19 protein-coding genes and 2 pseudogenes are annotated in these 23,466 nt (G+C 61.6%); 3 read left to right on the forward strand and 18 right to left on the reverse strand.

Annotated elements, in window-relative coordinates; all coding sequences use genetic code 11:
• Positions 1-50 precede the first annotated feature (50 nt).
• The 6 genes from pstA to EIY72_RS18890 form a co-directional block, all read right to left on the reverse strand.
• Complete coding sequence (pstA, locus tag EIY72_RS18865) at positions 51-944, reverse strand: phosphate ABC transporter permease PstA (RefSeq protein ID WP_093223328.1); 894 nt, start codon at positions 942-944, stop codon at positions 51-53.
• Entirely contained in the window at positions 944-1,909 is a 966-nt protein-coding gene (pstC, locus tag EIY72_RS18870; RefSeq protein WP_093223331.1) for a phosphate ABC transporter permease subunit PstC, read from the reverse strand. Before pstC ends, pstA begins: the two co-directional genes overlap by 1 nt.
• Positions 1,910-1,983: 74 nt before the next feature.
• Complete coding sequence (gene pstS / locus EIY72_RS18875; protein WP_093223334.1) at positions 1,984-3,015, reverse strand: phosphate ABC transporter substrate-binding protein PstS; 1,032 nt, start codon at positions 3,013-3,015, stop codon at positions 1,984-1,986.
• Positions 3,016-3,299: 284 nt separating this feature from the next.
• Complete coding sequence (locus EIY72_RS18880; protein WP_093223337.1) at positions 3,300-3,761, reverse strand: HvfA family oxazolone/thioamide-modified RiPP metallophore; 462 nt, start codon at positions 3,759-3,761, stop codon at positions 3,300-3,302.
• Positions 3,762-4,032: 271 nt separating this feature from the next.
• Entirely contained in the window at positions 4,033-4,989 is a 957-nt protein-coding gene (locus EIY72_RS18885) for a bifunctional helix-turn-helix transcriptional regulator/GNAT family N-acetyltransferase (protein WP_371315415.1), read from the reverse strand.
• Between the two features lie 207 nt (positions 4,990-5,196).
• A complete protein-coding gene (locus EIY72_RS18890) occupies positions 5,197-5,736 on the reverse strand; it encodes a carbonic anhydrase (protein ID WP_093223340.1) in 540 nt (179 codons plus the stop codon).
• 157 nt (positions 5,737-5,893) lie between these two features.
• On the opposite strand from EIY72_RS18890, the gene EIY72_RS18895 reads away from it, so the two are divergent.
• Positions 5,894-6,787 carry a LysR family transcriptional regulator gene (locus EIY72_RS18895; protein WP_093223343.1) on the forward strand — a complete coding sequence of 298 codons (894 nt, stop codon included), beginning with the start codon at positions 5,894-5,896 and terminating at the stop codon, positions 6,785-6,787.
• Here the strand turns inward: EIY72_RS18895 and EIY72_RS18900 are convergent.
• Positions 6,784-7,800 carry a M14 family metallopeptidase gene (locus tag EIY72_RS18900; RefSeq protein ID WP_093223345.1) on the reverse strand — a complete coding sequence of 339 codons (1,017 nt, stop codon included), beginning with the start codon at positions 7,798-7,800 and terminating at the stop codon, positions 6,784-6,786. The two genes, EIY72_RS18895 and EIY72_RS18900, sit on opposite strands and share 4 nt — an antisense overlap.
• A 172-nt stretch (positions 7,801-7,972) precedes the next feature.
• Between EIY72_RS18900 and EIY72_RS18905 the strand changes: the two are divergent.
• Positions 7,973-8,458, forward strand: a pseudogene (locus EIY72_RS18905) (TetR/AcrR family transcriptional regulator); the annotation flags it as partial.
• On the opposite strand, the gene EIY72_RS30155 reads toward EIY72_RS18905, so the two are convergent.
• From EIY72_RS30155 to EIY72_RS18935, 6 genes are all read right to left on the reverse strand, one after another.
• Positions 8,414-9,418 (reverse strand): DMT family transporter, encoded by a 1,005-nt coding sequence (locus tag EIY72_RS30155; protein WP_093223350.1) that lies wholly within the window; start codon positions 9,416-9,418, stop codon positions 8,414-8,416. The pseudogene EIY72_RS18905 and the gene EIY72_RS30155 sit on opposite strands and share 45 nt — an antisense overlap.
• Complete coding sequence (locus EIY72_RS18915) at positions 9,418-10,116, reverse strand: ABC transporter permease (protein WP_093223353.1); 699 nt, start codon at positions 10,114-10,116, stop codon at positions 9,418-9,420. Before EIY72_RS18915 ends, EIY72_RS30155 begins: the two co-directional genes overlap by 1 nt.
• 18 nt (positions 10,117-10,134) lie before the next feature.
• The gene (locus EIY72_RS18920; protein ID WP_093223356.1) at positions 10,135-10,848 is read right to left on the reverse strand and encodes an ABC transporter permease; all 714 of its coding nucleotides are present in this window, start codon (positions 10,846-10,848) and stop codon (positions 10,135-10,137) included.
• A 75-nt stretch (positions 10,849-10,923) separates the two neighbouring features.
• A complete protein-coding gene (locus tag EIY72_RS18925; protein ID WP_093223359.1) occupies positions 10,924-11,706 on the reverse strand; it encodes a transporter substrate-binding domain-containing protein in 783 nt (260 codons plus the stop codon).
• Between the two features lie 28 nt (positions 11,707-11,734).
• Positions 11,735-13,738, reverse strand: coding sequence for an aminotransferase class I/II-fold pyridoxal phosphate-dependent enzyme (locus EIY72_RS30220; protein ID WP_093223362.1), 2,004 nt, complete (start codon positions 13,736-13,738; stop codon positions 11,735-11,737).
• Positions 13,739-13,894: 156 nt separating this feature from the next.
• Positions 13,895-15,301 (reverse strand): MFS transporter, encoded by a 1,407-nt coding sequence (locus EIY72_RS18935; protein ID WP_093223366.1) that lies wholly within the window; start codon positions 15,299-15,301, stop codon positions 13,895-13,897.
• Positions 15,302-15,516: 215 nt separating this feature from the next.
• On the opposite strand from EIY72_RS18935, the pseudogene EIY72_RS18940 reads away from it, so the two are divergent.
• Positions 15,517-16,435: pseudogene (locus EIY72_RS18940) on the forward strand (LysR family transcriptional regulator).
• 58 nt (positions 16,436-16,493) lie between these two features.
• On the opposite strand, the gene EIY72_RS18945 reads toward EIY72_RS18940, so the two are convergent.
• The 5 genes from EIY72_RS18945 to EIY72_RS18965 form a co-directional block, all read right to left on the reverse strand.
• Positions 16,494-16,928: a cupin domain-containing protein gene (locus tag EIY72_RS18945; protein WP_093223369.1), complete on the reverse strand. Its 435-nt coding sequence runs from the start codon at positions 16,926-16,928 to the stop codon at positions 16,494-16,496.
• 207 nt (positions 16,929-17,135) lie between these two features.
• The gene (locus EIY72_RS18950; RefSeq protein WP_093223372.1) at positions 17,136-18,551 is read right to left on the reverse strand and encodes an efflux transporter outer membrane subunit; all 1,416 of its coding nucleotides are present in this window, start codon (positions 18,549-18,551) and stop codon (positions 17,136-17,138) included.
• Entirely contained in the window at positions 18,551-21,742 is a 3,192-nt protein-coding gene (locus EIY72_RS18955) for an efflux RND transporter permease subunit (protein ID WP_093223375.1), read from the reverse strand. The genes EIY72_RS18950 and EIY72_RS18955 overlap by 1 nt, the downstream gene beginning before the upstream one ends.
• A gap of 12 nt (positions 21,743-21,754) precedes the next feature.
• Positions 21,755-23,014, reverse strand: a complete 1,260-nt coding sequence (mexE, locus tag EIY72_RS18960; protein ID WP_093223378.1) for a multidrug efflux RND transporter periplasmic adaptor subunit MexE — start codon at positions 23,012-23,014, stop codon at positions 21,755-21,757.
• A gap of 137 nt (positions 23,015-23,151) precedes the next feature.
• On the reverse strand, positions 23,152-23,460 hold the full coding sequence (locus tag EIY72_RS18965; protein WP_093223381.1) for a LysR family transcriptional regulator: 309 nt from the start codon (positions 23,458-23,460) through the stop codon (positions 23,152-23,154).
• Between the last annotated feature and the right edge of the window lie 6 nt (positions 23,461-23,466).

Genomic DNA, 23,466 nt, shown 5'->3' on the forward strand with positions numbered 1-23,466 from the left:
GCGCGACTTTTTGCGCAGATGCTGTGTTCACGATTCAGATGCTCCCGCTCTCAATACCTTGGCTTGCCGAAAATACGGCTGACGACATTCACGACCAGCACGATCATCACCAGCACCAGCGACGCCGCCCATGCGAGTTCAAGCTGGTTGTCGAAGGGCATGCCGGAAAAGTTGTAGATCAACACGGAAAGCGAGGCTGTCGGGTTCATCAGCGACAGGCTGCCATCGTGGTAGATCCAATAGTTGCTGAACAGCGCGGTAAACAGTAACGGTGCGGTTTCGCCCGCTGCGCGCGCCACGGCCAACATGACCCCGGTCAGGATCGCCGGCATGCCGGTCGGCAGGACGATTTTCCAGATCACTTGCGAGCGCGTGCAGCCCATGCCGTAGGCGGCATCCTTCATGATCTTGGGCACCATCTTCATCGACTCTTCAGCCGTCAGCACGACGATCGGCAGCATCAGCACCGCCAAGGCCACGCCACCTGCTGGTGCCGAGTAGGTGCCGGTGGTCACCACGACCAGGGCGTAGGCAAAAACACCCGCCAGAATCGAAGGCAACCCGGTCAGCATCTTGGCGGCAAAGCGCGCGCCGCTCGCCAGTTTGCTGTCAGGCCCAAGCTCCGCGAGAAAGACCGCAGCCATGATGCCAACCGGCACCGCGATGGCGGCCGCGATACCGACCATGACGAAGGTACCTGCCATGGCGTTGCCGAAACCACCGCCCGTCTCGAAGCCGGTCGGCGGCAATTCAGTGAACACCTCCAGGCTGAGGCGAGCACCACCGCGCGTGATCAACATGTAGAGCACGGAAAACAGCGGCACACTGGCCAGCACCGCAAGCAGCCAGACCAACGTGGTCAGCACCAGGCTGCGCAGGGCGCGACCTTCGAACCGGCGTTGCAGGCTTGGCAAGGCAGATACAGCGGGAGTGAGGTCAGTCATCATTTAGTCTCCCGCTGGGCGTAGAGCATGATCATGGAACCGATGACATTCACGATCAGGGTGATGAACATCAGCACCAGTGCGGCATACATCAAGACTTCGACTTCGTTGGGCCCGGCCTCGGGAAAGTTCAGCGCCAGCAAAGCGGCCAGCGTGTTGGCCGGGGCAAACAGAGAAAGGGATATGTTGTTCGCATTGCCTACCAGCATCGCCAGGGCCATGGTTTCACCCAGTGCCCGACCCAGCCCCAGCACCAGCGAGCCGAAGATGCCGGTGGCGGCAGATGGCACCATCACCTTGAGAATCGCTTCCCAGTGGGTAGTACCCATGCCATAGGCGGCTTGCTTGGTTTTCATGGGGACGCCCGTGAGCGCATCCTGGGAAACGGCGGCGATGGTGGGCAGAATCATGATGGCGAGTACCAGTGCTGCAGGCAGCAAGCCTGGTCCGCTCAACGATGTGCTGAAAAAAGGTATCCAGCCGAGCTCGGTATTCAACCACGCGGTCAGCGGCCGAATGGCCGGGATCACCACATAGATCCCCCACAGACCGTAGACGACGCTGGGAATGGCGGCGAGCAATTCGACGATGGTACGGAAGATGGCCGCGAGCTTGGCGGGCAGAAAATCCTGGGTCAGAAAAATCGCCATGCTGACGCCGAAAACACCTGCGATCAGCAAAGCGATGAATGCGCTGTAAAGCGTGCCCCAGATGGCGGGCAGAATACCGTACTTGCCCTGATTGACGTCCCAGACGGAACCCAGGAGCACGTCCAGGCCATGCTTTTCCATGCCTGGCACGGCCTTGCGGCCGACCTCGAATACGAGGGCAAATACCAACACCAGGATTAGCACCACCCCCACGCGCGCGATCGCACGGAAAGTGCGATCCACCAGGAAATCCTTCGCGGAAGGCGGTTGGCAGGCAGAGTCCGGATTAACCGGTACGACAAAAGGTTGGGTCATGGGTGAATTCCGGAACAGGTGAAAATCTCATTCGGCGTGCCTGGCAGCACACGCCGAATGAAGACTCGCGAGCGTTACTGGATGTTGGCAGAAGCTTTGCGAACCTGATCGACGACCGATTGCGGGAGCGGGATGTAACCCATCGAGTCGGCGATTTTCTGCCCTTCGGTCAGGCTGTACTCGACCATTTCACGCATGGCCTTGGCCTTGGCCGGATTCTCGTTGTGCTTGCGGAAGATCATCCAGGTGTAGGAAGTGATCGGGTAGGACTTGGCGCCGTCCGGATCAGGCAACCAGGCCACCAGGTTTTCCGGGAAGGTCACCGCCGCCAGAGCCTCGGCACCGCTTTCCGCGTTAGGCACAACGTACTGGCCGGCCTTGTTCTGCAACTGGGCAAAATCGACCTTGGCCAGCTTGGCGAAGCCGTATTCGATGTAGCCAATGGCACCAGGGGTCTGGCGTACGGTCGCGGTCACGCCGTCGTTTTTAGGCGACTTGATGAACTTGTCGCTGGCAGGCCAGTTGACGGTGTTGCCTTCGCCCAGCGCTGTCTTGAACTCGGTATTGATGGTCGACATGTGCTTGGTGAACACCGCGGTGGTACCGCTGGAGTCTGCACGCACGACCACCGTGATCGGCAATGCCGGCAGTTTCAGTTCCGGGTTGGCTGCGACGATCTGCGGATCGTTCCACTGGGTGATCTTGCCCAGGAAAATGTTGGAGTAAACATCGCGTGGCAGCTTGAGCCCTTTAGGGCTGCCTGGCAGGTTATAGGCCAGCACGATTTCCCCTGCGGTCATCGGCAGCAGCTGCACGCCTTCGGCAACCTTGGCAATGTCTTCGTCTTTCATTGCCGAGTCACTGGCTGCGAAATCAACGGTTTTGTTCAGGAAATCCTGTACGCCCGCACCACTGCCCTTGGACTGGTAGTCCACGGTGACGCCAGCGGTTTTTTTGCTGAAATCCTTGAACCAGGTGAGGTAGATCGGAGCAGGAAAACTGGCGCCAGAACCTGTCAGGCGGACGCTTTCTTCAGCAAAAGATACAGAGGTGGCGCAGAGAGAAAACGTTACGGCGAGCGCGGCGGACTTCACAAAACTTTTCATTGACGGCATTCCTTTTGATAACGGCCTACCGAACTTTGAACGAGTTTTATGAAAGATTTATGACACCGCAATGGCAAGAGGCTACGTCGCTGGCTCGTCTGGCCGCTTTTCCAGGGTTTCTTCGACGCGTACGACCCTTTTCGATTTTTTTTATACGAGCAGGTCCGGTCAGGTCAACAGCCAACGGGAGGGTGCTATTACGCGTGCAACGATCAAACCGGAATACTCACGCGAGAAACCCTTCCTGGGCCTGAGCATAGGAAGGGTTTTCGGTTCGCGCCAGATCAGTTCTTGGCCTGGCTCAGCTTGGTGTAGAGCTCGGTGGGTACTTTCTTGCCGTTGGAGGTGAACTGGTTGGTGCGGTACTTGTACACCTCGCCTTCCGACAGGAAGCCGTCGCCATTGGCGTCGATCTTCTTGAATTCCTCAGCGCCGTCCGGGGCTACCGCCAGCAATTCCTTCAGCGAAACCCGGCCGTCATGGTCAGCGTCGGTGGCGGCGAACGAGGCGTCACCGCACTTGCCTTCACCGCATTTGCCTTCAGCCTGGGTCTTTTGCGCGCTGGCCTGGTCGGCACCGCATTTGCCTTCGCCGCACTTGCCTTCGCTGGTTTTCTCCGCGGAGGCCAGTTGGTAACCCTGAGGCAGGGCGTCAGCGGAGAACGCCGAGGAGGCGAAGTTGATACCACCGACCAGTGCAACGGCGAGCAGGCCAATACGGGTTTTGTTCGACTGCAAACGAGACATGTTGATACTCCGGATCATGGTCGTGGCGTGACCGCTTTCGGCCGTGCCACAAGGGGTTGATAAACTGGTTTGCGAGTTGCGAGTTGCTTTGTGCATCTCGCTTTGGCAGGTCTATTTGGCCCCAGGGGTGTATCCCGGCTGTATCCGTGAAGCGGCGGTTTTGTAGGGTTGTATGCAGATGTGGGGAGTTGTTACATGGCGATACATAAAAGCCTGAGTTTTTTGCCTTGATGCCGAATCAATCCGCCATCGCCGTTCAATCAGACAGCGGTTAATCAGCCCTTTCCCCGGGGCGCACAAAACATTGCTCGATGACCGGCGCGCCCCACTGCTGCCCTTCCTGCTCCTGCACCAGGACAAAACCGAAGTCCTCATACAGCTTGCGGGCGGCATCCAGGCCCTTGAATGTCCACAGCCGTGTTTCGCGAAATCCGCGTTCGTCACAGAAATGGATTGCTTCGCTTATCAAGCGTCGTCCGGCACCCTTGCCACGCGCCGAGTCGTCCAGAATGAAACAGCGCAAATGCGCCTGACCGCCCTCACCTTCACCATCGATGGCGATGGAGCCGACTATCTGTTGTCCATCCAGGGCGACCCAGACCTGGTTGTCGGGATTGTGCAAGCGCCCCATCAAGTCGGCCATGTCTGCGGCGACCAGGCTTTCGAAGGGCTGGCCGAAGTTGGAGTGCCTGGCGTAGTACTCGGCATGCATTTGCGCGATACGGCCAATGATGCCGGGACGATATCCCCGCGCGATTTCCAGCGGCGTGACGCACGACGGTGTGCCGAGGCGATGGCTTTGCAGGGCGGCGGCGTAGTGATGGATGCCTTCACTGGCGGCTTGTTGTTGCGCCGCTGTCAGGCACGCCAAGGCGGCGGTGACCTGCTCCGTGGCAAATGCATCGATATTGCGCAGGGTTTTCCTGCCTTTGGGCGTGAGACGCAGCGTCTTGGAGCGTGCATCGTCTTCGTTGGGAATGTCCTCAATCTCCCCCGCCTCTGTCAGCTTGCGCAGCATGCGGCTGACGGTGGATTTTTCCAGGCCCAGAAGCTCCACCAGCTCTGCGGCGGTCAACGTTTTGCGATTACCCAGTTCTACCAGGGTGTGAACGAATGACGGCGGGTAATCGGTAGCCGCCAACGTTGCCTGCATGAACCCCAGCTCCCGGACCATGAGTCGGGATGAAGTGCGGATCTGGTTGATGAGGACGGAATGTGACGGAGTCATGAGGCGGGTCTTGATTGAAAGGAGAGCATTTAGTTGTATAGCACAACCATTATTCAATTCAATCGAAACCACTCCCCTTCAAACGCCATGACGTTTTTTGTGGGAGCGAGCTTGCTCGCGATGGCGGATTAGCAGTCAACGAAGAGGGTGGATTGGATGGCCTCATCGCGAGCAAGCTCGCTCCCACAGTGCTTGTACGGGACAGATTTATTCCTCCCGCAGCCGCGCCGAAGGCACCACGGTGTCAACCAACCCGGTGGTCACGTCGTAGACCAGACCGGTGACGGTGAAACCACCCGGCAGGTTGGGGTTGGCTTTCAGCGCGGCGACGTCGATGGCCACGGCTTTGTAGGGGTCGTCGATTTCCAGTGCGGCCAGTGCCTCGGTGGCGACGCCCATATGTTTGGCGAGCAGTTCCGGCGCGTGGTGATAGCAACCGCTGATGCCGCATTGGGTGTGGTGCAGCACGATCAGGTTCCAGCCTTCGCCGACTGCGGCACCGCCGACTTTCGACACCGTGCCGAGGATGACCATGGTTTCGAACAGCGCCGGGTTCACCCGGCCACCGACGTTGCGGATGATCGCCGCCTCGCCAGGTTCGAGCTTGAGCACATCCATCGGATCGACCCGCGGGTCGACGCAGCCGAGGATCAGGGTTTTCCGCGACGGAATAATCTTCAATTCGGCGGCGAAATCAGTGGCGGCGAACTCGGCGTTGCGCTGGATCAGGGTATTCAGAAAGTCCATGACCATCTCCTTCAAATTTTTGGGTACGCATTCAGGGGGAAAGCGATGGGTTCACTATCTCGCCATCCACTTACCCTAGGTAGACGGCAAATCAGGCTAAGATTTATCTTCAATCAGCATTAATCCGCTGACCCCGCTCAACCCAGGTAGCGCCCACATGCCCCTCAAAGACATTGTCAGCCTGCGTCTGTATACCCGCGTTGCGCGGCTCGGCAGCTTTTCCGCGGCGGCCCGGGAAAGCGGTCTGGCGCAGTCCCAGGTGTCGCGGATGATTGCCGAGCTTGAAGCCACCTTGGGCGCACGATTGTTGTCGCGCACCACCCGGGCAGTGACGCCGACCGAGGCCGGGCTGGAATTTCTGGCGCGCATGGAGCCGATTCTCGCCGCCGTCGACGACGCGGAAAACAGTGTGCGCGAAAGCGGCGAATTGCGCGGCCTGCTGCGCATCGGCATGCCTTCGACCATGGGCATTCGCGTGGTGATTCCACGGCTCTCGGCATTTACCGAACGCCACCCGCAGTTGCACCTGGAGTTGCTCTTGGAGGACCAGTGGCAGGACATGGTCAAGGAAGCGGTGGACATCGGCATTCGAGTCGGCCACCTGCCGGACCTTGCCGGGACTGCGCGGCAGATCGGCAGCATGCACCGGGTGATAGTGGCCTCCCCGGCCTATCTCGCCCGGCATGGCACGCCGACTATGCCGCAAGACCTGCAACAGCATCGAATCATCGGCGGCCCGGCGGGCGCCCAGGCTTCGTCATGGACATTCGAACGCGATGGCAAGGTGACGCCGGTTGCTGTTCATCCACAGTTTTCCACCAACGACACCGCCGGGGCGCTGGCGGCCGCCGCTGGCGGGCTGGGCATTACCTCGACCACTTCCTGGGCCTGTGAGCTGGAACTGGCCAGCGGCGCCTTGGTGGCGTTGCTGCCGGATTGGCAGATGGCCGACCTGCCGGTGCACGCGTACTTTCCACTGGGACGCACCACGCGCATGGCGGCGCGGGCGTTTGCCGAGTACCTGGCCGACGCCCTCGCCCGTGACGCTTAGTTGGGATCTAGCAAACCACCACTCCAGTTGCGCGACACCCGGCTGCCGGTGAACTTCGCCACGCCCATGCCCTGGGCGATCAAGCGATCGCGATAGCGGGTGACCAGGCGTCCTGACTGCTCGGCATGCAGGACGATTTCCGAGGACGGATCCCCCGGCGTCCGGAGAATCCGTGCAAAGCGCTGGCCTTCCTCGACGAAATCCCCCAGCTCTTTTTCAAAGATCAAAATGCCCGGTTGCGGCGCAATGATGGTTTCCATGTGGCCCATTTCCATCGCCTCCACCGGCCATTCCGCCGCTGCCACCGACTCGTCGACAACGCCCTGAGTGCACAGCCAGTGGTACAGGCCGTCGGCGTCGGACTGTGCGTAACGATCGTTGACATCGCCCTGCCCGCGCAGCTCGAGGGTCGCGGCCATGCGCCGGGCGGTGGCGCCTTCGCGCAGCCAGGGCGCGATGATGGTTTCCTCGAAGGAGCCGTCGCCGCCGTCGTCCCAGATGATCGCCACGTCCATCTTCATCGCGGCGGCCAACTCACGGCCACCAGGCCAGAAGGCGCGGTGCACGTAGAGGTACGGCAAGGCTTCGTCATCGGTGTGCAGGTCGAGCATCACATCGGCATTTGCTGCCAGCTCCACCAGCTTTTTCTGCCACTCCTGCACGTTGCTGGCAGCCCGTGTCATCGCTGCGGACTGGTCGAAGCCACGGTTGAAGTTATGCCCGGTGGCGTCGTGGAAACGGCCAAGTATCCGCCCCTGACGAAACTGGCCGATGCCCAGTGGATTGGCTTGCGGTACCACGGTCACCTGGCCCTTGAGACGCCCTGCTGCTTCGGCCGCTTGCAGGCGCGGCATCAACAGGTGCAGCACCAGCATCCCGGCGATTTCATCGGCGTGAACCCCGGCCTGCAAGTGCACGATCGGCCCGCTGCCATCGCCTTGGTAACGCCAGGCTGCGACCCGCACGGCCTCGCCGTTGTTGTTGCGAACATTGAACGAAACATCCTGCGTCATTGCCCTGTCCCCCGTGATGACCGTTGAAAAACCCTGTTTTTTGTCCTTGTCGTCGCTGGTGATTGAACAAGTGTTCAACTAAGCTCGATGTCGTGTAACTGCACCCAAGGACTGTCCCGTGACAACCATTCCCCCGAAGAACCGTCGCGCCGAAGCCGATGACCGCCGAGAAATGCTGGTGGCCGCCACCTTGCGTTGCCTGGGACGTGACGGCCACGCCGGGATTTCCGTGCGACGCATCGCCACCGAGGCCGGGGTGTCCGTGGGGCTGCTCAATCATCATTTCGGCAGCATCGATGCGTTGATTGCCGACACCTATCACAAGCTCGCCCTCGAACTGACCACCGCCCTCAAGCACGAGATCGAACAGGCCGGCACCCCCGCGCAGAAGATGGACGCGTTTCTCGTCGGCTCGTTTTCGCCCCGGGTCATGGACCCACAACTGCTCGGGGTGTGGGTGGTGTTCTGGAGCCTGATCCGCCACTCCGAACACGTCAGCCAGTCCCACGAAAAAACCTACCGCGCCTACATCGACCTGCTCAGTCAGTTGCTTGACGAGCTGGCGGTCAGCGAGGGCTTCGTGATTCACGACACCCGCCTTGCGGCCATCGGCCTATCGGCGATGCTCGACGGACTCTGGCTCGAGTGGTGCCTGAACCCCGAGACCTTCAGCGCCGCCAACGGTCTCCATATCTGCCGTTGTTGGATAAAGGGGCTGCGACACGGAGCATTCGGCACCGACGACGTCCTGTGAGGGATGCCGGCCGAAGATCATCGCCAGGGTGCCGCTGACCGCAATCAGCCCAGCGCCGATCACCAGCGAGGTGTCCATCAGCGTGCCCCAGACCAGGCTCGACAAGGCGAACGCCCAGATCAGGCCGGTGTATTCGAACGGCGCCAGCAAGGTCGCAGTGGCGCGGCGGAAACTGGCGAACAACAGGAACTGGCCGATGCCACCCACCAGCCCGGCGCCGAGCATGCCTAGCCAGGCCGGGGTTGGCGACGGTGTGTAGGTCCACGGCAATGCCACCACCATGCAAATGACGAAGACGACGTTGGTGATCAGCATCTGCTCCAACACGGAAGTCTGCTCATCCACCTGCCGCAGCTGGATGTAAGTGAACGCCCAGCACACCGCCGCCAGCAACGTCAGCACGATGGGCAGCGGCTCGGTCATGTTGTCGGGGCGGCAGGCGATGATGACGCCGATAAACCCGACGATCAGGCTGAACCATTGCCAGCCGCTCGCCCGCTCCTTGAGGATCACTGCCGCCAGCACCGTGACCATGATCGGCGCCGAGAAATACAGGGTGGTCATCTCCGCCAGACTCAGGTCGCGAGCCGCCGTGTAGTACAGCAGCCAGGCGACGATCGACAGCAGGCCGCGCACCACCAGCAGGCGCCGACTGGGTGAATGCCAGGCGCGCTGGATCAGCCGCGAACGCCCCGCCACGACCACAGCGACAACGACGACGGCGGCGCGCCAGAACAGGATGGTCACCACCGAATAATCGGCCACCAGCCACTTGATCACCGCGTCCTGCAACGCCAGGAACGCATAGCCCAAGGTGCACAGGCCTATGCCCTGCAGCGACCGGTCGACCCGTGGCAACCCCATTATGCGGACCTGCGCACCGGCGTCCCGCGCCGTTCAGCAAAGGCAAACAAGGCTTCGATCAGGAACGTCAGGCAAACGTAGACGCCAGCCACCAGCAGCAGCGGCTCGTACACCTGCAAGGTTTGCGCGCGGACTACGTTGGCCGCGCCCAGCAGATCGATCACGGCGATGGTCGAGGCCAGTGCCGTGGACTTGAGCAGCATCACGGTTTCCCCGGCAAGGGTCGGTAGCAGCAGGCGCAAGGCCCGCGGCAAGCGCACCCGCAACAACGACTGGCGCGGGGTCATGCCGAAGGCGGACGCGGCTTCGATTTCGCCCTTGGGCACCGCCAGCAGACCGCCGCGAATCACTTCGCCGACATAGGCCCCCACCGACACCACCAGGGCAAACACGATGTACCAGTAGCCGTCCCGCAGGTAGGGCCAGAGGAAGCTGCCGCGAATCAGCGGGAATTGCGCGAACAGACTGCCGAGGCCGTAGTAGAAGATGTAGATCTGGATGAGCAGCGGCGTACCGCGGGTCACGCTGGTGTAGAACAGGCTGACCTTGGCAATGAGCTTGTTTTTCGAGATGCGCGCCAGGGCCACCAGCACCGCCAGGACAAAACCGAACACCGTGGAGATCAAGAGGATTTCGACGGTGGTCAGCAACCCTCGTCCCAACAGTGCGGCGTATTCGACAATCCACGCTGGAATCATTTGGTTTTCTCTGCCGGTTCAGTCAACAAGAGGCATCCAGCGACGAATGCGTCGCTCCAGCCGTCCCGACATGTAGTTGGACGCCAGCGTCACCAGGTAATACAGCGCCGCGGCGGTGAGGTAGAACAACAGGTACTGACGTGTCGAACCCGCCCCTTGCTTGGCGGTGTACAACAGCTCGTTGGTGCCGACCACGCTGATCAGGGCGCTGTCCTTGATCAGGTTGATCCACAGGTTGGCCATCCCCGCCATCGCGTAGGGCGCCATGATTGGCAGCGTGACGCGACGGAACAGACCGAAGCCGTGCAGGCCGAAGGCCTTGGCCGCTTCGATCTGGCCGAAGGGAATGGCCTGGATCGCTGCACGGAAAATTTCCGATGCATAGGCACCCTGCACCAGCCCCAGCACCAGGATCGCCGCCAGCGGGCCGCTGACGTTGACCGCGTCGTAGCCCATCGAGGCCATCAGCGAATTGAGGAGCATGGAACCGACGTAGTACAGCAGCAGGATCATCAACAACTCGGGAACTGCGCGGAACAGAGTGGTGTAGCCGCGCGCCAGTGCCGCAATCGGCTTGGGCGCGCCTAACTTGACACAGGCCACCACCAGTCCGACCGCCAGCCCGACGACGAAGGCCCCGGCCGATATCTGCAGGGTCATCCACAGTCCCTTGAGCAGCGCCGGACCCCATCCCTGTTCGCTGAAACCGATCATTTCGAACATTGCTGGCATTTCAATCTCCAGTAAAAGCATCACCGCCCCCCTGTAGGAGCAAGCCCGCTCCCACAGGGGGTTTGCGTTCGGGTGTCAGAACGCCGGCTTCACATTGATACCGAAGTAGCTCTGGGACAGATCGTCGTAGTCCTTGCTCGCCAGCAGCTGTTCGATGGCGGTGTCGAGCTTGGCCTTGAGGGCGGTGTCCTCTTTACGCAGACCGGCGCCTACACCTTTGCCGAACAGCGGGTCGTAGGGCACGTTGCCGAGGAAGGCGAGGTCCTTGGCATCCGGGGTCTTGACGAAGGCGGCCATGGCGGTGCCGTCGGCCATTTGCAGGTCGATGCGGCCGGCAATCAGGTCGGCGTTCACCGAGTCCTGGGTATCGTAGTATTTGACGTTGGCAATTTTTTCGCCGTAGGCCTTCAGGTAGCTGGCGCTGACGGTCGAGTTCTGCACGCCGATGGTCTTGCCCTTGAGGTCATCCGGGTACTTGGTGATGGTGGTGCCTTTCGGACCGACGACCGCGACAGCGGAATCGTAGTAGGCCTTGCTGAAGGCGATCTGTTTTTCACGCTCTTCGGTCACTGACATCGATGAGAAAATCACGTCGATCTTCTTCGCCAGCAACGACGGAATGATGCCGTCCCACGCCACTTCCTTGATCTCGCATTCGGCTTTCATTTCGCTGCACAGCTTGTGGATCAGGTCGACTTCAAAGCCCTTCCACTCACCGTTGGCCTGCTTCTCGGTGTACGGCGGATAGGGTTCGGCGGCGACCGCGAAGCGGATCGGCTGGGCTTGCGCCGCGCTGATGCCCGCGAGCATGACGCACGCCACGCCGCCCAACCAGTTTGCCAAACGTCGATTTCCCATGATTGTTCCCCGTCTTTTATTGATGTTATCAGCGAGTCTGATGAGCGTTGACGAACTGCCGGCAACGCTCGCTGCGTGGGTTTACGAACACTTCGTCCGGCGAACCGGATTCCTCGATCAGCCCCTGATGCAGGAAGGCGACCTTGGACGAGACATCGCGTGCGAAAGCCATTTCATGAGTCACCAGGATCATGGTCCGGCCTTCTTCGGCGAGGGAGCGGATCACCCGCAGCACTTCCCCGACCAGTTCCGGGTCGAGTGCCGAGGTGGGTTCATCGAACAGCATGACCTTGGGCCGCATGGCCAGGGCCCGGGCGATGGCCACCCGTTGTTGCTGTCCCCCGGAGAGAAACGCCGGGTACTCGTTGCGCTTGGCCGCAAGCCCTACCCGTTCCAGCAAGGCTTCGGCCCTTTCGGTGGCCTCCGCACGGCTTTCACGCAGGACCTGGGTCGGCGCTTCGATGAGGTTTTCCAGCACCGTGCGATGGGGCCAGAGGTTGAAGTTCTGAAACACCATGCCGAGGCTCGAACGGATGCGCACCAGTTGCTTGGCGTCGGACACCAGCGGCGCACCGGGACGGTCGTGGTTGAGCTTGATGCTTTCGCCGTCGACCAGGATGCGCCCCTGATCCGGCACTTCGAGCATGTTGATGCAGCGCAGCAAGGTACTTTTGCCCGAGCCACTGGCGCCGATCAGGGAAATCACGTCACCTTCACGAGCGGTCAGCGACACGCCCTTGAGTACTTCGATATTGCCGAAGCGTTTGTGCAGTTTGTCGACCTCGATCATGGTCTTGACCGCCACCGGCTCGACCACCGCCGCGCTACACACACCGTTGATCAGCGGTCGCGGTGCCTCACCGTTCAGCACCAGGACAAAGTCACGAATGCGTTGGCAGGCCTGGGCCAGGCGCTCTTCGCTCAAGGTGAACGACAGGCGCACAAAACCCTGGGCCGGCTCGCCGAACGCCGCCGCATCCAGCACCGACACATGGGCCTCGCGCAACAGGCGCCAGGCGAACTCCAGCGAGCTCAGGCCGGTGCCGCGCACGTCCACCAGCACGAACATGCCGGCGTCGGGGGTCAGCACGCTGATACCGCGGCAATCCCTCAGGCCCGACACCACAACGTCACGACGCCGACGATAGATGTCGCGCATGCCGTGGGTCACTTCCTCGTGGGATTGCACGGCCTTGAGCGCGGCCTCCATGGCAAATCCAGGCAGGCCGTAGAGCATGCTCAGCACCAGGGTTTCAACGTGGTTGACCAAGGCTTCGTCGGCGACGATCCAGCCGATGCGCCAACCGGTCATGGCGTGGGATTTCGACAGGCTGCCGATCACCACGCAACGCTCGGCCATGCCCGGCAACGCGGCCAGACTCAGGTATTCGCGCTCGTAGGTGAGGCTTTCATAGACTTCATCGACCACCACCCACAGGTCATGGGCAATGGCCAGGTCGGCAATCGCTTGCAGCTCTTCGCGGTTGAGCACCACGCCCGTGGGGTTGTTCGGGTTGGAGAAAAAAATCGCCCGGGTGCGTGGGGTAATGGCCTTGGCGAGTACGGCGGCATCGAGACGGAAACCGGCGTCCGCTGAACAGGGCACGCGCACCAGGGTGGCGCCGGAGGCCTTGAGGGTGGCTTCGTAGGTGACGTACATCGGATCGAGGGCGATCACTTCGTCGCCGGCACTGAGCAGGCACATCGAGGTGGCGAACAAGGCGTTCTGCGCACCGGCTGCGACTATCACGTTCGAGGCTTGCAGCGGGCGGTCGATCAACTGGCTGTAGCGGCTGGCGATGGCGTCGCGCAGGGTCTGGCGGCCGGCGATTTCAGTGTAGTGGGTGTCACCTTCGCGCAAGGCGTGGATCGCGGCATCGGTGATGAAGTCCGGGGTGGGGAAATCCGGATCACCAACGCTGAGGATGATCACGTCCTCGCCTCGGCGTTGAGCCGCAGTGGCCTCGTAGTGAATGTCCCACGCAGCCACGCCCTGGCCACTTATCCGCTCAACAAAGGGTGAAAACCGCATGCCAGTGCCTCGTTCGAATTGAAGAAACGCAAGCCCGCAACCAGCCGGGGAAAGGTGTCCCCAACATAGTCGAGACTGAACAGTCGTTCAACAGAAAAAACACAAGGCTTCGCGATCAGCGCAAACAGGTCGTTTTCACGACAGTCGTGGCGTTTTTCAGTATGAAGCTAACGATCGACGTGAAACGTTTCTGCTGATCCGGTCAATGATCAGCGCAATGACGATCAGCCCTGCGGCGACGGCGAAAGTGAGGCGCATGCCTTGGGCAAGGGCCTGCGGTTGCGCCTGCAATACGTCGCCTGCAGCAGAGCCGAAAGCGAACACCGCGCCCATGGCGGAGGCACCGGTGATCAGCCCGAGATTGCGCGACAGCCCGAGCAAACCGGCGATCACGCCACGCTGCTGCGCCTCGATACCAGACATGACGGCGGTGTTGTTGGCCGCCTGGAACAGCGCGTAACCGGCAGTCATTGCCGACAGCGACGCGAGATAACCGATAACGCCCAACTGCATGGGCAGCAGGCAAAGGCTGCCGCTGCCGCTGCCGATCAGCATGACCATCAACCCAAGGTTGCTGGAGCGCTCCGCGCCAAATCGGTCAACCCAGCGACCCGCCGGTATTCCCACCAGCGCAGCCACCAGCGGGCCTGCGGACATCACCAGACCGACGCTCGCCATTGGCAACCCCAGGGCACCGCCGAGATAAAACGGCCCGACCACCATGCTGGCCATGACCACGGTCGTTACCAGCGCACTCATGGCGAAACCGCCACTGAGTCGCGGATGGCTGAACACCGACAGTTGAATCAAGGGCGAATCAACCGACCGCTCGACCACGACAAACAGGCCCAGGCCGAACACCGCCGCCAGCAGCAACGCCGCGTCCAGCGCGCCAAAATGACCTCGGCCAAGGGTCATGGCCAGTGCGTAGGCCAGCAAGGTCGATACCAGCAACAGCGTGCCCCGCACATCGAAACTCGCCCACCCTGCTCTCCGCTCCCCACGATCACCCGGTAAAAACCGGTACGACAGCAGCAGCGCCAGAACACCCAATGGCCCATTGACCAGAAACAGCCCCTGGCAACCGGTGTGGGCAATCAGCCACCCGCCGAGGGTCGGCCCCAGCGACGTGCCGATGGCCGACATCGTGCCCAACAGCCCCATGGCGCTGCCCATTCTGTCTTTGGCCACCGCCTCCCCCACCAGCGCCATGCTCAATGCCATCATGATCGCCGCGCCAGCACCTTGTAAGACGCGGGCAGCGATCAGCCAGTCGAGGCTCGGCGCCAGTCCACACAACACTGACGCGCCGCTGAACAAGGCGATCCCCATCAGCAACAGACGGCGGCGCCCCAAGAGATCACCGAACCTGCCGACACTGACGATCAACGCCGTGACCGCCAGCAGATACGCGAGCACCACCCACTGCACCGCCTGAAACGACGCCGAGAATGCATCGGCCAAGGTCGGCAAACCGACGTTGGCAATGCTGGTGCCAAGGGAGGACAGGAGCATCGACAGCGACAGGCTGAGCAGCGCTCCGGAAATAGACTGGGACTTCATGGTTCGGCACTCCGCAAACAGGTTGTCCGCAGCCTATGCGTCCCCCTGACATGGCGGAAGACGCAGCATTTGCACTATATTCATGCACTGAACGCCATATCATCAATCGCTCACCTTTGTGGGAGCGAGCTTGCTCGCGAAGGCGTCGCATCATTCAACGCCAATACCGACTGACACGACGCCCGAAGCAGGCCTGCCCCCCAGGAACCCTATTGATGCCCGACCTCAATCTGCTGATCACCCTGAACGTACTGCTCGAGGAAGGCAGCGTCGCCCGTGCCGCCCAGCGCTTGCGTCTGAGTCCGTCGGCCATGAGCCGGGCGCTGGCGCGCCTGCGTGAAACCACGGGCGATCCGTTGCTGGTGCGAGCCGGTCGCGGCCTGGTGCCGACGCCTCGGGCACTGGAGTCGCGGCCTGGTGCCGACGCCTCGGGCACTGGAGTTGCGCGAGCGCGTCGGAGCCTTGGTGCAAGAGGCCGAAGCCATGCTGCGGCCAAATGAACAGCTTGATCTGCGGCAACTGCAGCGCACCTTCACCCTACGCACCAGCGATGGCTTCGTGGAAAACTTTGCCCCGCAACTGATTGCATTGATCAACCAGCAGGCGCCAAAAGTGCGTTTGAATTTCGTGCAAAAGCTCAACCGCGACAGCAGCCTGCTGCGCGACGGTCGGGTCGATCTGGAAACCGGTGTGGTCGACGAGTCCACCAGCCCGGAAGTACGCGTGCGCATGCTGTTCCGTGATCGCTTGATCGGCGTCGTGCACAAGGGACATGCATTGGCCAAAGGCAGGATCACCGCACAACGTTACGCCGCCGCCCGCCACGTGCTGGTATCTCGCCGGGGCCGCGCCAAAGGCGTGATGGACGAAGCCCTCGAAGCGCTCGGACTCGAGCGCGACATCGTCACCACCGTCGCTGGTTTTTCCACGGCACTGGCCCTGGCGCGGGTGTCGGACCTGGTGGCCACGGTGCCTGAACGGCACACAGGCAACCTGAGTGAAGGCATGCAAATATTTGCCCTGCCGTTCCCGACAGCAGCGATCACGGTATCGATGATGTGGCACCCACGGATGGAGGCAGACCCTGCCCACCGCTGGTTACGGGATTGTGTCTGGCAGGTGTGCAGTCAGTAGTCGTCACGCAAGACCGCCTCCGCCGCGCCTTGCGTCAAAGGACGTCGGCGCCCCTCGCCTACTCCTTCAAAATCAGCAGTGGTTCGGCCTTCTTCACTACGTAGGTCGCCAGCTCTGACCCGCTGTCCTGGCCGATATTTTTCGCCACATGCTCAACCCCGGCGGGAATCAGCAGTGAATCTCCGGCCTTGAGCGTCACCGGTGCCCGTCCTTCCAGTTGATACTCGAATGTACCGCTGATGACATAGGCCACTTCCACGCCCGGATGGGCATGCCTGGGGGAAGCGACGCCGGGATCGAAATCGACACGCACCTGAATCACCTCACGGTCGGCAGTGCCGAGGTCGCCGCGCACAAGGTCTGTACGATGAAGCCCCTGCTGCCAGCTTTTCATGGCGGGAGCTGATTGAATTTCCTGGGCTTGCGAGTTCCCCGCGATGGCGAGGACTCCCAAGGCAGTCAGGACGGCGAGACGCAGTTTGCTACTGAACATGTGCTTTCCTCCGGTCGAACCACGATCACCACGCCGGATCTGGCGCGGTGCTGGTGGGTTCATTTGAAGGCTGTCGTGTATCGCCCACATGTCGCGGAAACCGGGTTTTGTATGCCAGCGTTGCGGCGGCCCCAGCGGACACCTGAAGATACAAACACAGCGGCACTCACCGCTGTGGTCGGGCCGCTCGTGCTTTCAACACGCCACTCAGTTTTTCGCCAGCCGGGTATCGCCGCTGTCCCAACCGCCGCCCAGGGCTTTGTAGATCGCGACGATGGCGCGGTACTGATCGGTTTCGCCGAGGGCCTGGGCATCCTCGGCATTGAGCCGCTCACGCTGTGCATCGAGCAGCACCAGATAATCGACAATGCCTTCCTTGTATTGAGTCGCCGCCAGGTCCGCCGCCGCGCGGCTCGACTCGCTCTGCTTGATCAACGACAGCAGGCGCTGCTGACGCTTGCCGTAGTCGCTGAAGGCATTTTCCGACTCTTCCAGGGCGAGCAAGACCTGCTGCTCGTAGGTCGCCAGGGCCCCTTCGGCCTGGGCGTTCGCACCACGAATTCGGGCACGCACGCTGCCCAGGTCAAACGCCGCCCAGGTGATGCTCGGACCCAGTCCCCAGGCTCGGGCGGCACTGGAACCGATCTGCGAACCACGGCCGGCGGTGAAGCCGAGGAAACCACTGAGGCTCACCCGCGGAAACAGATCTGCCGTCGCCACGCCCACGTCCGCTGTCGAGGCGGCCAGGCGACGCTCGGCGGCAATCACATCAGGACGCCGACGCAGCAATTGCGCCGGATCACCAATCGGCAACGCCTTGGCAATCGCCGGCAAGTCTTTCGGTCCGAGGTCGACGCTCAGCGTGTCCGGGCGCTCGCCGAGCAGCGTGGCGATGCGGTTTTTATGCCGCACCTGCTCCGCTTGTAGCTGCGGCACTGAGGCCTCGACCGCTGCCAGCCGCGCATCGGCACGCACTACGTCGAGTTCGTTGCCGACCCCGGCGTCGCGCAGACTCACAGTGACGGCCCGTGATTCGCTCTGGTTCTTCAGGTTGGCGACGGCGATTTTTTCGCGCAGCTGTGCACCGCGCAATTGACCGTAGGCATCCACCAACTCGGCAATCATGCTCACCCGTACCTGATACAGGTCGGCGGCGGTGGCGTCTTCCACGGCATCACTCGACTCCAGTTGCCGCTGGATGCGCCCGAACAGGTCTACTTCCCAGGCCATGTCCAGGCCCAGGTCGTAGCGTTCGGTATTGACCCGTTTCTCGCTCAGCCCCGGCACCTGGGATTTGCCCTGCTGACTGCTGGCACGGCTGGTAACCACTGGCAGATTGTCGTTGCTGATGTCATCGCGAATGGCACGGGCGGCTTTCCAGCGGGCGAAAGCCACACGCAGATCGCGGTTGCCATCCAGCGCCTTGGTGACCAGTTGATTAAGCGTAGGGTCGTCGAACTGCTGCCACCAGACACTTTCAAATCGCGACTGATCGTAATTGGCACCTTGGGCGTACAGCACATGGGCAGGCGCGGTGTCGGGCGTTTTGTAATCCGGGCCCACAGTGCAGGCGGCCAGTGCCGCTACGAGGAGGCTGGGTAAAAAAAGCTTGTAAGCAGTCATCAGTGTGCCTCCGGTTCAATCAGGTTAAGCGCGTGGAGTCTGGCCGCCTTGCGTGCGGTCTTGCGTTCGATGTAGCGGCGGATCAGGACGAAGAACACCGGGGTCAGCAGCAGGCCGAAGAAGGTCACCCCGAGCATCCCGGAGAACACCGCCACACCCATGGCGTGGCGCATTTCCGAGCCGGCACCGGTGGACGTGACCAGCGGGATCACGCCCATGATGAAGGCGATCGAGGTCATCAGGATCGGCCGCAGGCGCATGCGGCACGCCTCCAGCACGGCGTCCAGCGGCGACAGGCCCTGGTCCTGTTTATCCTTGGCGAACTCGACGATCAGGATCGCGTTCTTGCACGCCAGGCCTACCAAGACGATCAAGCCGATCTGGGTGAAGATGTTGTTGTCGCCCTTGGAGATGATCACCCCGGCAATCGCCGACAGCAGGGTCATCGGCACGATCAGGATCACCGCCAGCGGCAGGCTCCAGCTCTCATACAACGCAGCGAGCACGAGGAACGCCAGCAACACGCAGAGCGGGAACACCAGCAATGCGGTATCGCCGGAGAGAATCTGCTGATAGGTCAGGTCGGTCCATTCGTAGGTCATGCCGTTGGGCAGTTCTTCCGCGAGCAGTTTCTCGATGGCTTTCTGTGCCTGGCCCGAGCTGTAGCCTGGCGCCGCGCTGCCGTTGATTTCCGCGGTGACGAAGCCGTTGTAGTGGGACACCCGATCCGGTCCGGAGGTCGGGCTGACCTTGACGAAGGTCGCCAGCGGAATCATCTCGCCCTTGTTGTTGCGCACCTTCAACTGACCGATCTGCTCCGGCTCCTGACGGAACTGTTGTTCGGCCTGGACGTTGACCTGATAGGTGCGCCCGAAGCGGTTGAAGTCGTTGGCGTACAGCGAACCCAGGTACACCTGCAGGGTGTCGAAGATGTCGTTGATCGCCACGCCATGGGTCTTGGCTTTTTCGCGGTCGATGGCGGCATCGACCTGCGGCACGTTCACCGTGTAGCTGGTGAACAGGTTGGCCAGTTCCGGAACACTGCGGCTCTTGCCGATGATGTTCATGGTCTCTTTGTACAGTTCTTCATAACCGAGGTTGCCGCGGTCTTCGATCTGCAAACGGAAACCGCCGATGGTGCCGAGGCCTTGTACCGGTGGCGGTGGGAACACCGCCGTGTAGGCGTCCTGGATGCCGCCGAACTTGGCGTTCAGCGACGCGGAGATGGCCCCTGCCGACAGGCTCGGGTCCTTGCGCTCATCGAAAGAACTCAAACCGATGAAAGCGATACCGGCGTTCGGGCTGTTGGTGAAGCCGTTGATCGACAAACCCGGGAAAGCCACCGCACTGTCGAAACCCGGCTCGTTCATGGCGATGGTGCTCATGCGCCGGATCACCGATTCGGTGCGGTCGAGGCTGGCCGCATCGGGCAATTGCGCAAAGGTCACCAGGTACTTCTTGTCCTGGGTCGGCACGAAACCGGTCGGTGTGGTACTGAAGCCCAGGTAGGTCAGGCCGATCAGGCCGGCGTACACCAGCAGGGCCACACTGCTGCCACGAATGACCTTGGACACGGTGCCGACATAACCACGGCTGGCCTTCTCAAAGAAGCGGTTGAACGGTTTGAACAACCAGCCACCGAACAGGCGATCGAGAATCCGCGAGAAGCGGTCCTTCGGCGCGCCATGGGCCTTGAGCAGTACCGCCGCCAAAGCCGGCGACAAGGTCAGCGAGTTGAATGCCGAGATCACCGTGGAAATCGCGATGGTCAGGGCGAACTGCTTGTAGAACTGCCCGGTCAGCCCGGAGATGAAGGCTGCCGGCACAAACACCGCGCACAGCACCAGCGCCGTGGCGATGATGGGACCGGTCACCTCGCCCATGGCTTTTTTGGTGGCCTCGACGGGATTCAGGCCCGTCTCGATGTTTCGCTCGACGTTCTCCACCACAACGATGGCGTCGTCGACCACGATGCCGATGGCCAACACCAGACCGAACAACGACAACGCGTTCAGGGAAAAGCCGAACAGGTGCATCACGACAAAGGTGCCGATCAACGAGACCGGTACCGCCACCAGCGGGATGATCGAGGCGCGCCAGGTCTGCAGGAACAGGATCACCACCAGCACCACGAGAATCAGCGCTTCGAACAGCGTGTGCACCACGGCTTCAATCGAACTGCGCACGAAGATGGTCGGGTCATAGACGATCTCGTAGTCCATGCCTTCGGGGAAGTTCTTCTTGAGTTGGGCCATGGTCGCCCGCACCTGGTCGGACACCTCGATCGCGTTGGAGCCCGGACGCTGGAAGATCGGCATGGCCACCGCTTCCTGGTTATTGAGCAAGGCGCGCAAGGCGTACTGGTTGGAACCCAGTTCGATCCGCGCAATGTCCTTCAGGCGGGTGATCTCGCCGTCTTCACCGCTGCGCACGATCACGTTCTCGAACTCTTCCTCGGTCACTAGCCGCCCTTGCGAGTTGATCGACATCTGGAAGCTGGTGGCGTTGGGCGCCGGCGGCGAGCCCAATTGCCCGGCAGCGACCTGACGGTTCTGTTCACGCACCGCGTTGACCACGTCAGTCGCCGTCAGGTTGCGCGAGGCGGTCTTGTTCGGGTCGAGCCAGATCCGCAGCGAGTAGTCGCCAATCCCGAACATTTTCACGTCGCCGATGCCGTTCAGGCGCGACAGCTCATCCTTGACGTTGAGGATCGCGTAGTTGGACAGGTAGAGCATGTCGTAGCGTTTGTCCGGCGAGGTCAGGTGCACCACCATCGTCAGCTCGGGCGAGGCCTTGTCGACGGTGATGCCGATGCGCGTCACTTCCTCGGGCAGCTTAGGTTCGGTCCGCGTCACACGGTTCTGCACCTGCACCTGAGCGTTGTCCAGGTCGGTGCCGAGGGCAAAGGTCACGGTGAGCGTCAGGCGGCCATCAGCGGTGGATTGCGAGGACATGTACAGCATGTTCTCGACGCCGGTGATGGCTTGCTCCAGAGGCGCGGCCACGGTCTCGCCGATGACCTTGGGGTTGGCCCCCGGATAGTTGGCATGCACCACAACCGTAGGCGGTACGACCTCGGGGTATTCGCTGATCGGCAGCTGGAACAGCGAGATTGCACCGGCAATCAGGATCAGCAGCGACAACACCGCGGCAAAGATCGGCCGCGTGATAAAGAACTGGGAGAACTTCATGGCGGTGTTCCTTTATCCGCGAGGTGAGGCAACGGCATCGGTTTTCACCAGTGCCGGTGCCTTCACCGATTGCGTTGAGGGGACGGCGGGCTGATTGCTCGCCTCGAAGGCCTGACGCTGGCTGGCCAGGTTGGCAAGGGTTTGCGGATCGGCCATCGGTGCGTCCTGCGGGGCGACCACGGCGCCGGGACGCACCCGTTGCAAGCCGTTGATGACGATGCGGTCGTCCTTCTGCAGGCCGCTGCGCACGATGCGCAAGCCTTCCAGTTTTGGCCCCAGGTCGACAGTGCGGTACACCGCCTTGTTGTCCTGGTCGACCACCAGCACGAACTTCTTGCCGAGGTCGGTACCGACCGCTTCGTCTTTGATCAAAAGACCCGCATACGCGGCGCTGCCAACCAGTTTCAAGCGTGCATAAAGACCCGGGGTGTATTGGCCGTCAGCGTTGTCGAACACGGCCCGGCCGCGGATGGTGCCGGTCTTCGGATTGACCTGGTTGTCGACAAAGTTCATCTGCCCTTGGTGGCTGTTGCCCTCCTCGTTCGACAGGCCCATGTACACGGGTGTGGTCTGGCTACGCTGGCCCTGACGGGACAACTGGCCGTACTTGAGGAACAGACGTTCGTCGGCGTCGAAGTAGGCGTAGACCTTGTCGGTGGACACCACGCTGGTCAGCGCACTGGTGTCGGCAGTGACGATGTTGCCGGCGGTGATTTCGGCGCGGCTGACCCGGCCGCTGATCGGTGCGGTGACGCGGGTGAAGCTCAGGTTCAGTTTCGCCAGGTCCAGCTGTGCCTGAATCGCATCGACCGCGGCCTTGGCTTCCTGGGCAGAGGTGTTGCGGGTGTCGGCCAGCTCGGCGGAAATCGCATTGCTGCTCAACAGGCGCTGGCCACGCTGGGCTTCATTGGCGGTGCGCACCAGGGTCGCGCGGGTTTGTTGCAACTGCGCGTCGAGGCGATGCACTTCATGTTCGAACGGCCGCGGATCGATCTGGAACAGCAGGTCGCCCTTCTTCACCAGCTCGCCATCGGTGAAGGCCACCCGATCGATCTGCCCCGACACCCGTGGACGCACCACGACGGTTTCCGGCGCTTCCAGGCGGGCGGTGACTTCGTCCCATTCGGTGATCGGTTGCTCGAGCACTTTGGCGACGGTGACATGGGGCGCCGCCGGCGCCTGCGCGGCGTCCGGCGCATGACCGCACGCGGTGATGACGGCAAGGGACAACGCCGTGAGGGGGTAACGCAAGGGTTTGAGTGACTGTTCCATGGGGGGTGTCCGCCAGACGGTTTAGGGTTTGCGAATTCTCGGCCGCACAGTGGGCAGCGACGAATCGAACGGGGTGAACTTGGACATCATCATTAATTATGGTTGTCATATATAAAGGCAAAAAAAATGACCGTGGATCAACCTTTTGAATTCATGGGTGTTTTTCTCCTTGAAACGGCCTGACTGACCACGCTGCGAATCGAATCCAGCGCCGGCATCAGGACCTGCGCCGCCTGTATGGCCCGTGCGGTAGGCTTCATCTGCCGGCCGAGGCGTTCGAACAACGGGTCGTTGAACAGCCGGCGCAAGCGATTCAGCGCCGCACTGACCGCCGGCTGGCCCAACGACAGCTTCTGTGCCGCGCGGGTGACGTTGCGCTCCTGTATCAGCGTTTCAAAGATCACCAGCAGATTGAGGTCGATGTCGCGCAGATCAGTGGTTTTCATGGGTCA

This window comes from Pseudomonas vancouverensis (genome assembly GCF_004348895.1).
GTDB lineage: Bacteria > Pseudomonadota > Gammaproteobacteria > Pseudomonadales > Pseudomonadaceae > Aquipseudomonas > Aquipseudomonas vancouverensis.

Bases quoted from the DNA above. Each gene is read 5' to 3' on its own strand.
- pstA (WP_093223328.1), bottom strand. From the start codon at position 944: ATGACTGACCTCACTCCCGCTGTATCTGCCTTGCCAAGCCTGCAACGC.
- pstC (WP_093223331.1), bottom strand. From the start codon at position 1,909: ATGACCCAACCTTTTGTCGTACCGGTTAATCCGGACTCTGCCTGCCAA.
- pstS (WP_093223334.1), bottom strand. From the start codon at position 3,015: ATGAAAAGTTTTGTGAAGTCCGCCGCGCTCGCCGTAACGTTTTCTCTC.
- EIY72_RS18880 (WP_093223337.1), bottom strand. From the start codon at position 3,761: ATGTCTCGTTTGCAGTCGAACAAAACCCGTATTGGCCTGCTCGCCGTT.
- EIY72_RS18885 (WP_371315415.1), bottom strand. From the start codon at position 4,989: ATGACTCCGTCACATTCCGTCCTCATCAACCAGATCCGCACTTCATCC.
- EIY72_RS18890 (WP_093223340.1), bottom strand. From the start codon at position 5,736: ATGGACTTTCTGAATACCCTGATCCAGCGCAACGCCGAGTTCGCCGCC.
- EIY72_RS18895 (WP_093223343.1), top strand. From the start codon at position 5,894: ATGCCCCTCAAAGACATTGTCAGCCTGCGTCTGTATACCCGCGTTGCG.
- EIY72_RS18900 (WP_093223345.1), bottom strand. From the start codon at position 7,800: ATGACGCAGGATGTTTCGTTCAATGTTCGCAACAACAACGGCGAGGCC.
- EIY72_RS30155 (WP_093223350.1), bottom strand. From the start codon at position 9,418: ATGGGGTTGCCACGGGTCGACCGGTCGCTGCAGGGCATAGGCCTGTGC.
- EIY72_RS18915 (WP_093223353.1), bottom strand. From the start codon at position 10,116: ATGATTCCAGCGTGGATTGTCGAATACGCCGCACTGTTGGGACGAGGG.
- EIY72_RS18920 (WP_093223356.1), bottom strand. From the start codon at position 10,848: ATGCCAGCAATGTTCGAAATGATCGGTTTCAGCGAACAGGGATGGGGT.
- EIY72_RS18925 (WP_093223359.1), bottom strand. From the start codon at position 11,706: ATGGGAAATCGACGTTTGGCAAACTGGTTGGGCGGCGTGGCGTGCGTC.
- EIY72_RS30220 (WP_093223362.1), bottom strand. From the start codon at position 13,738: ATGCGGTTTTCACCCTTTGTTGAGCGGATAAGTGGCCAGGGCGTGGCT.
- EIY72_RS18935 (WP_093223366.1), bottom strand. From the start codon at position 15,301: ATGAAGTCCCAGTCTATTTCCGGAGCGCTGCTCAGCCTGTCGCTGTCG.
- EIY72_RS18945 (WP_093223369.1), bottom strand. From the start codon at position 16,928: ATGTTCAGTAGCAAACTGCGTCTCGCCGTCCTGACTGCCTTGGGAGTC.
- EIY72_RS18950 (WP_093223372.1), bottom strand. From the start codon at position 18,551: ATGACTGCTTACAAGCTTTTTTTACCCAGCCTCCTCGTAGCGGCACTG.
- EIY72_RS18955 (WP_093223375.1), bottom strand. From the start codon at position 21,742: ATGAAGTTCTCCCAGTTCTTTATCACGCGGCCGATCTTTGCCGCGGTG.
- mexE (WP_093223378.1), bottom strand. From the start codon at position 23,014: ATGGAACAGTCACTCAAACCCTTGCGTTACCCCCTCACGGCGTTGTCC.
- EIY72_RS18965 (WP_093223381.1), bottom strand. From the start codon at position 23,460: ATGAAAACCACTGATCTGCGCGACATCGACCTCAATCTGCTGGTGATC.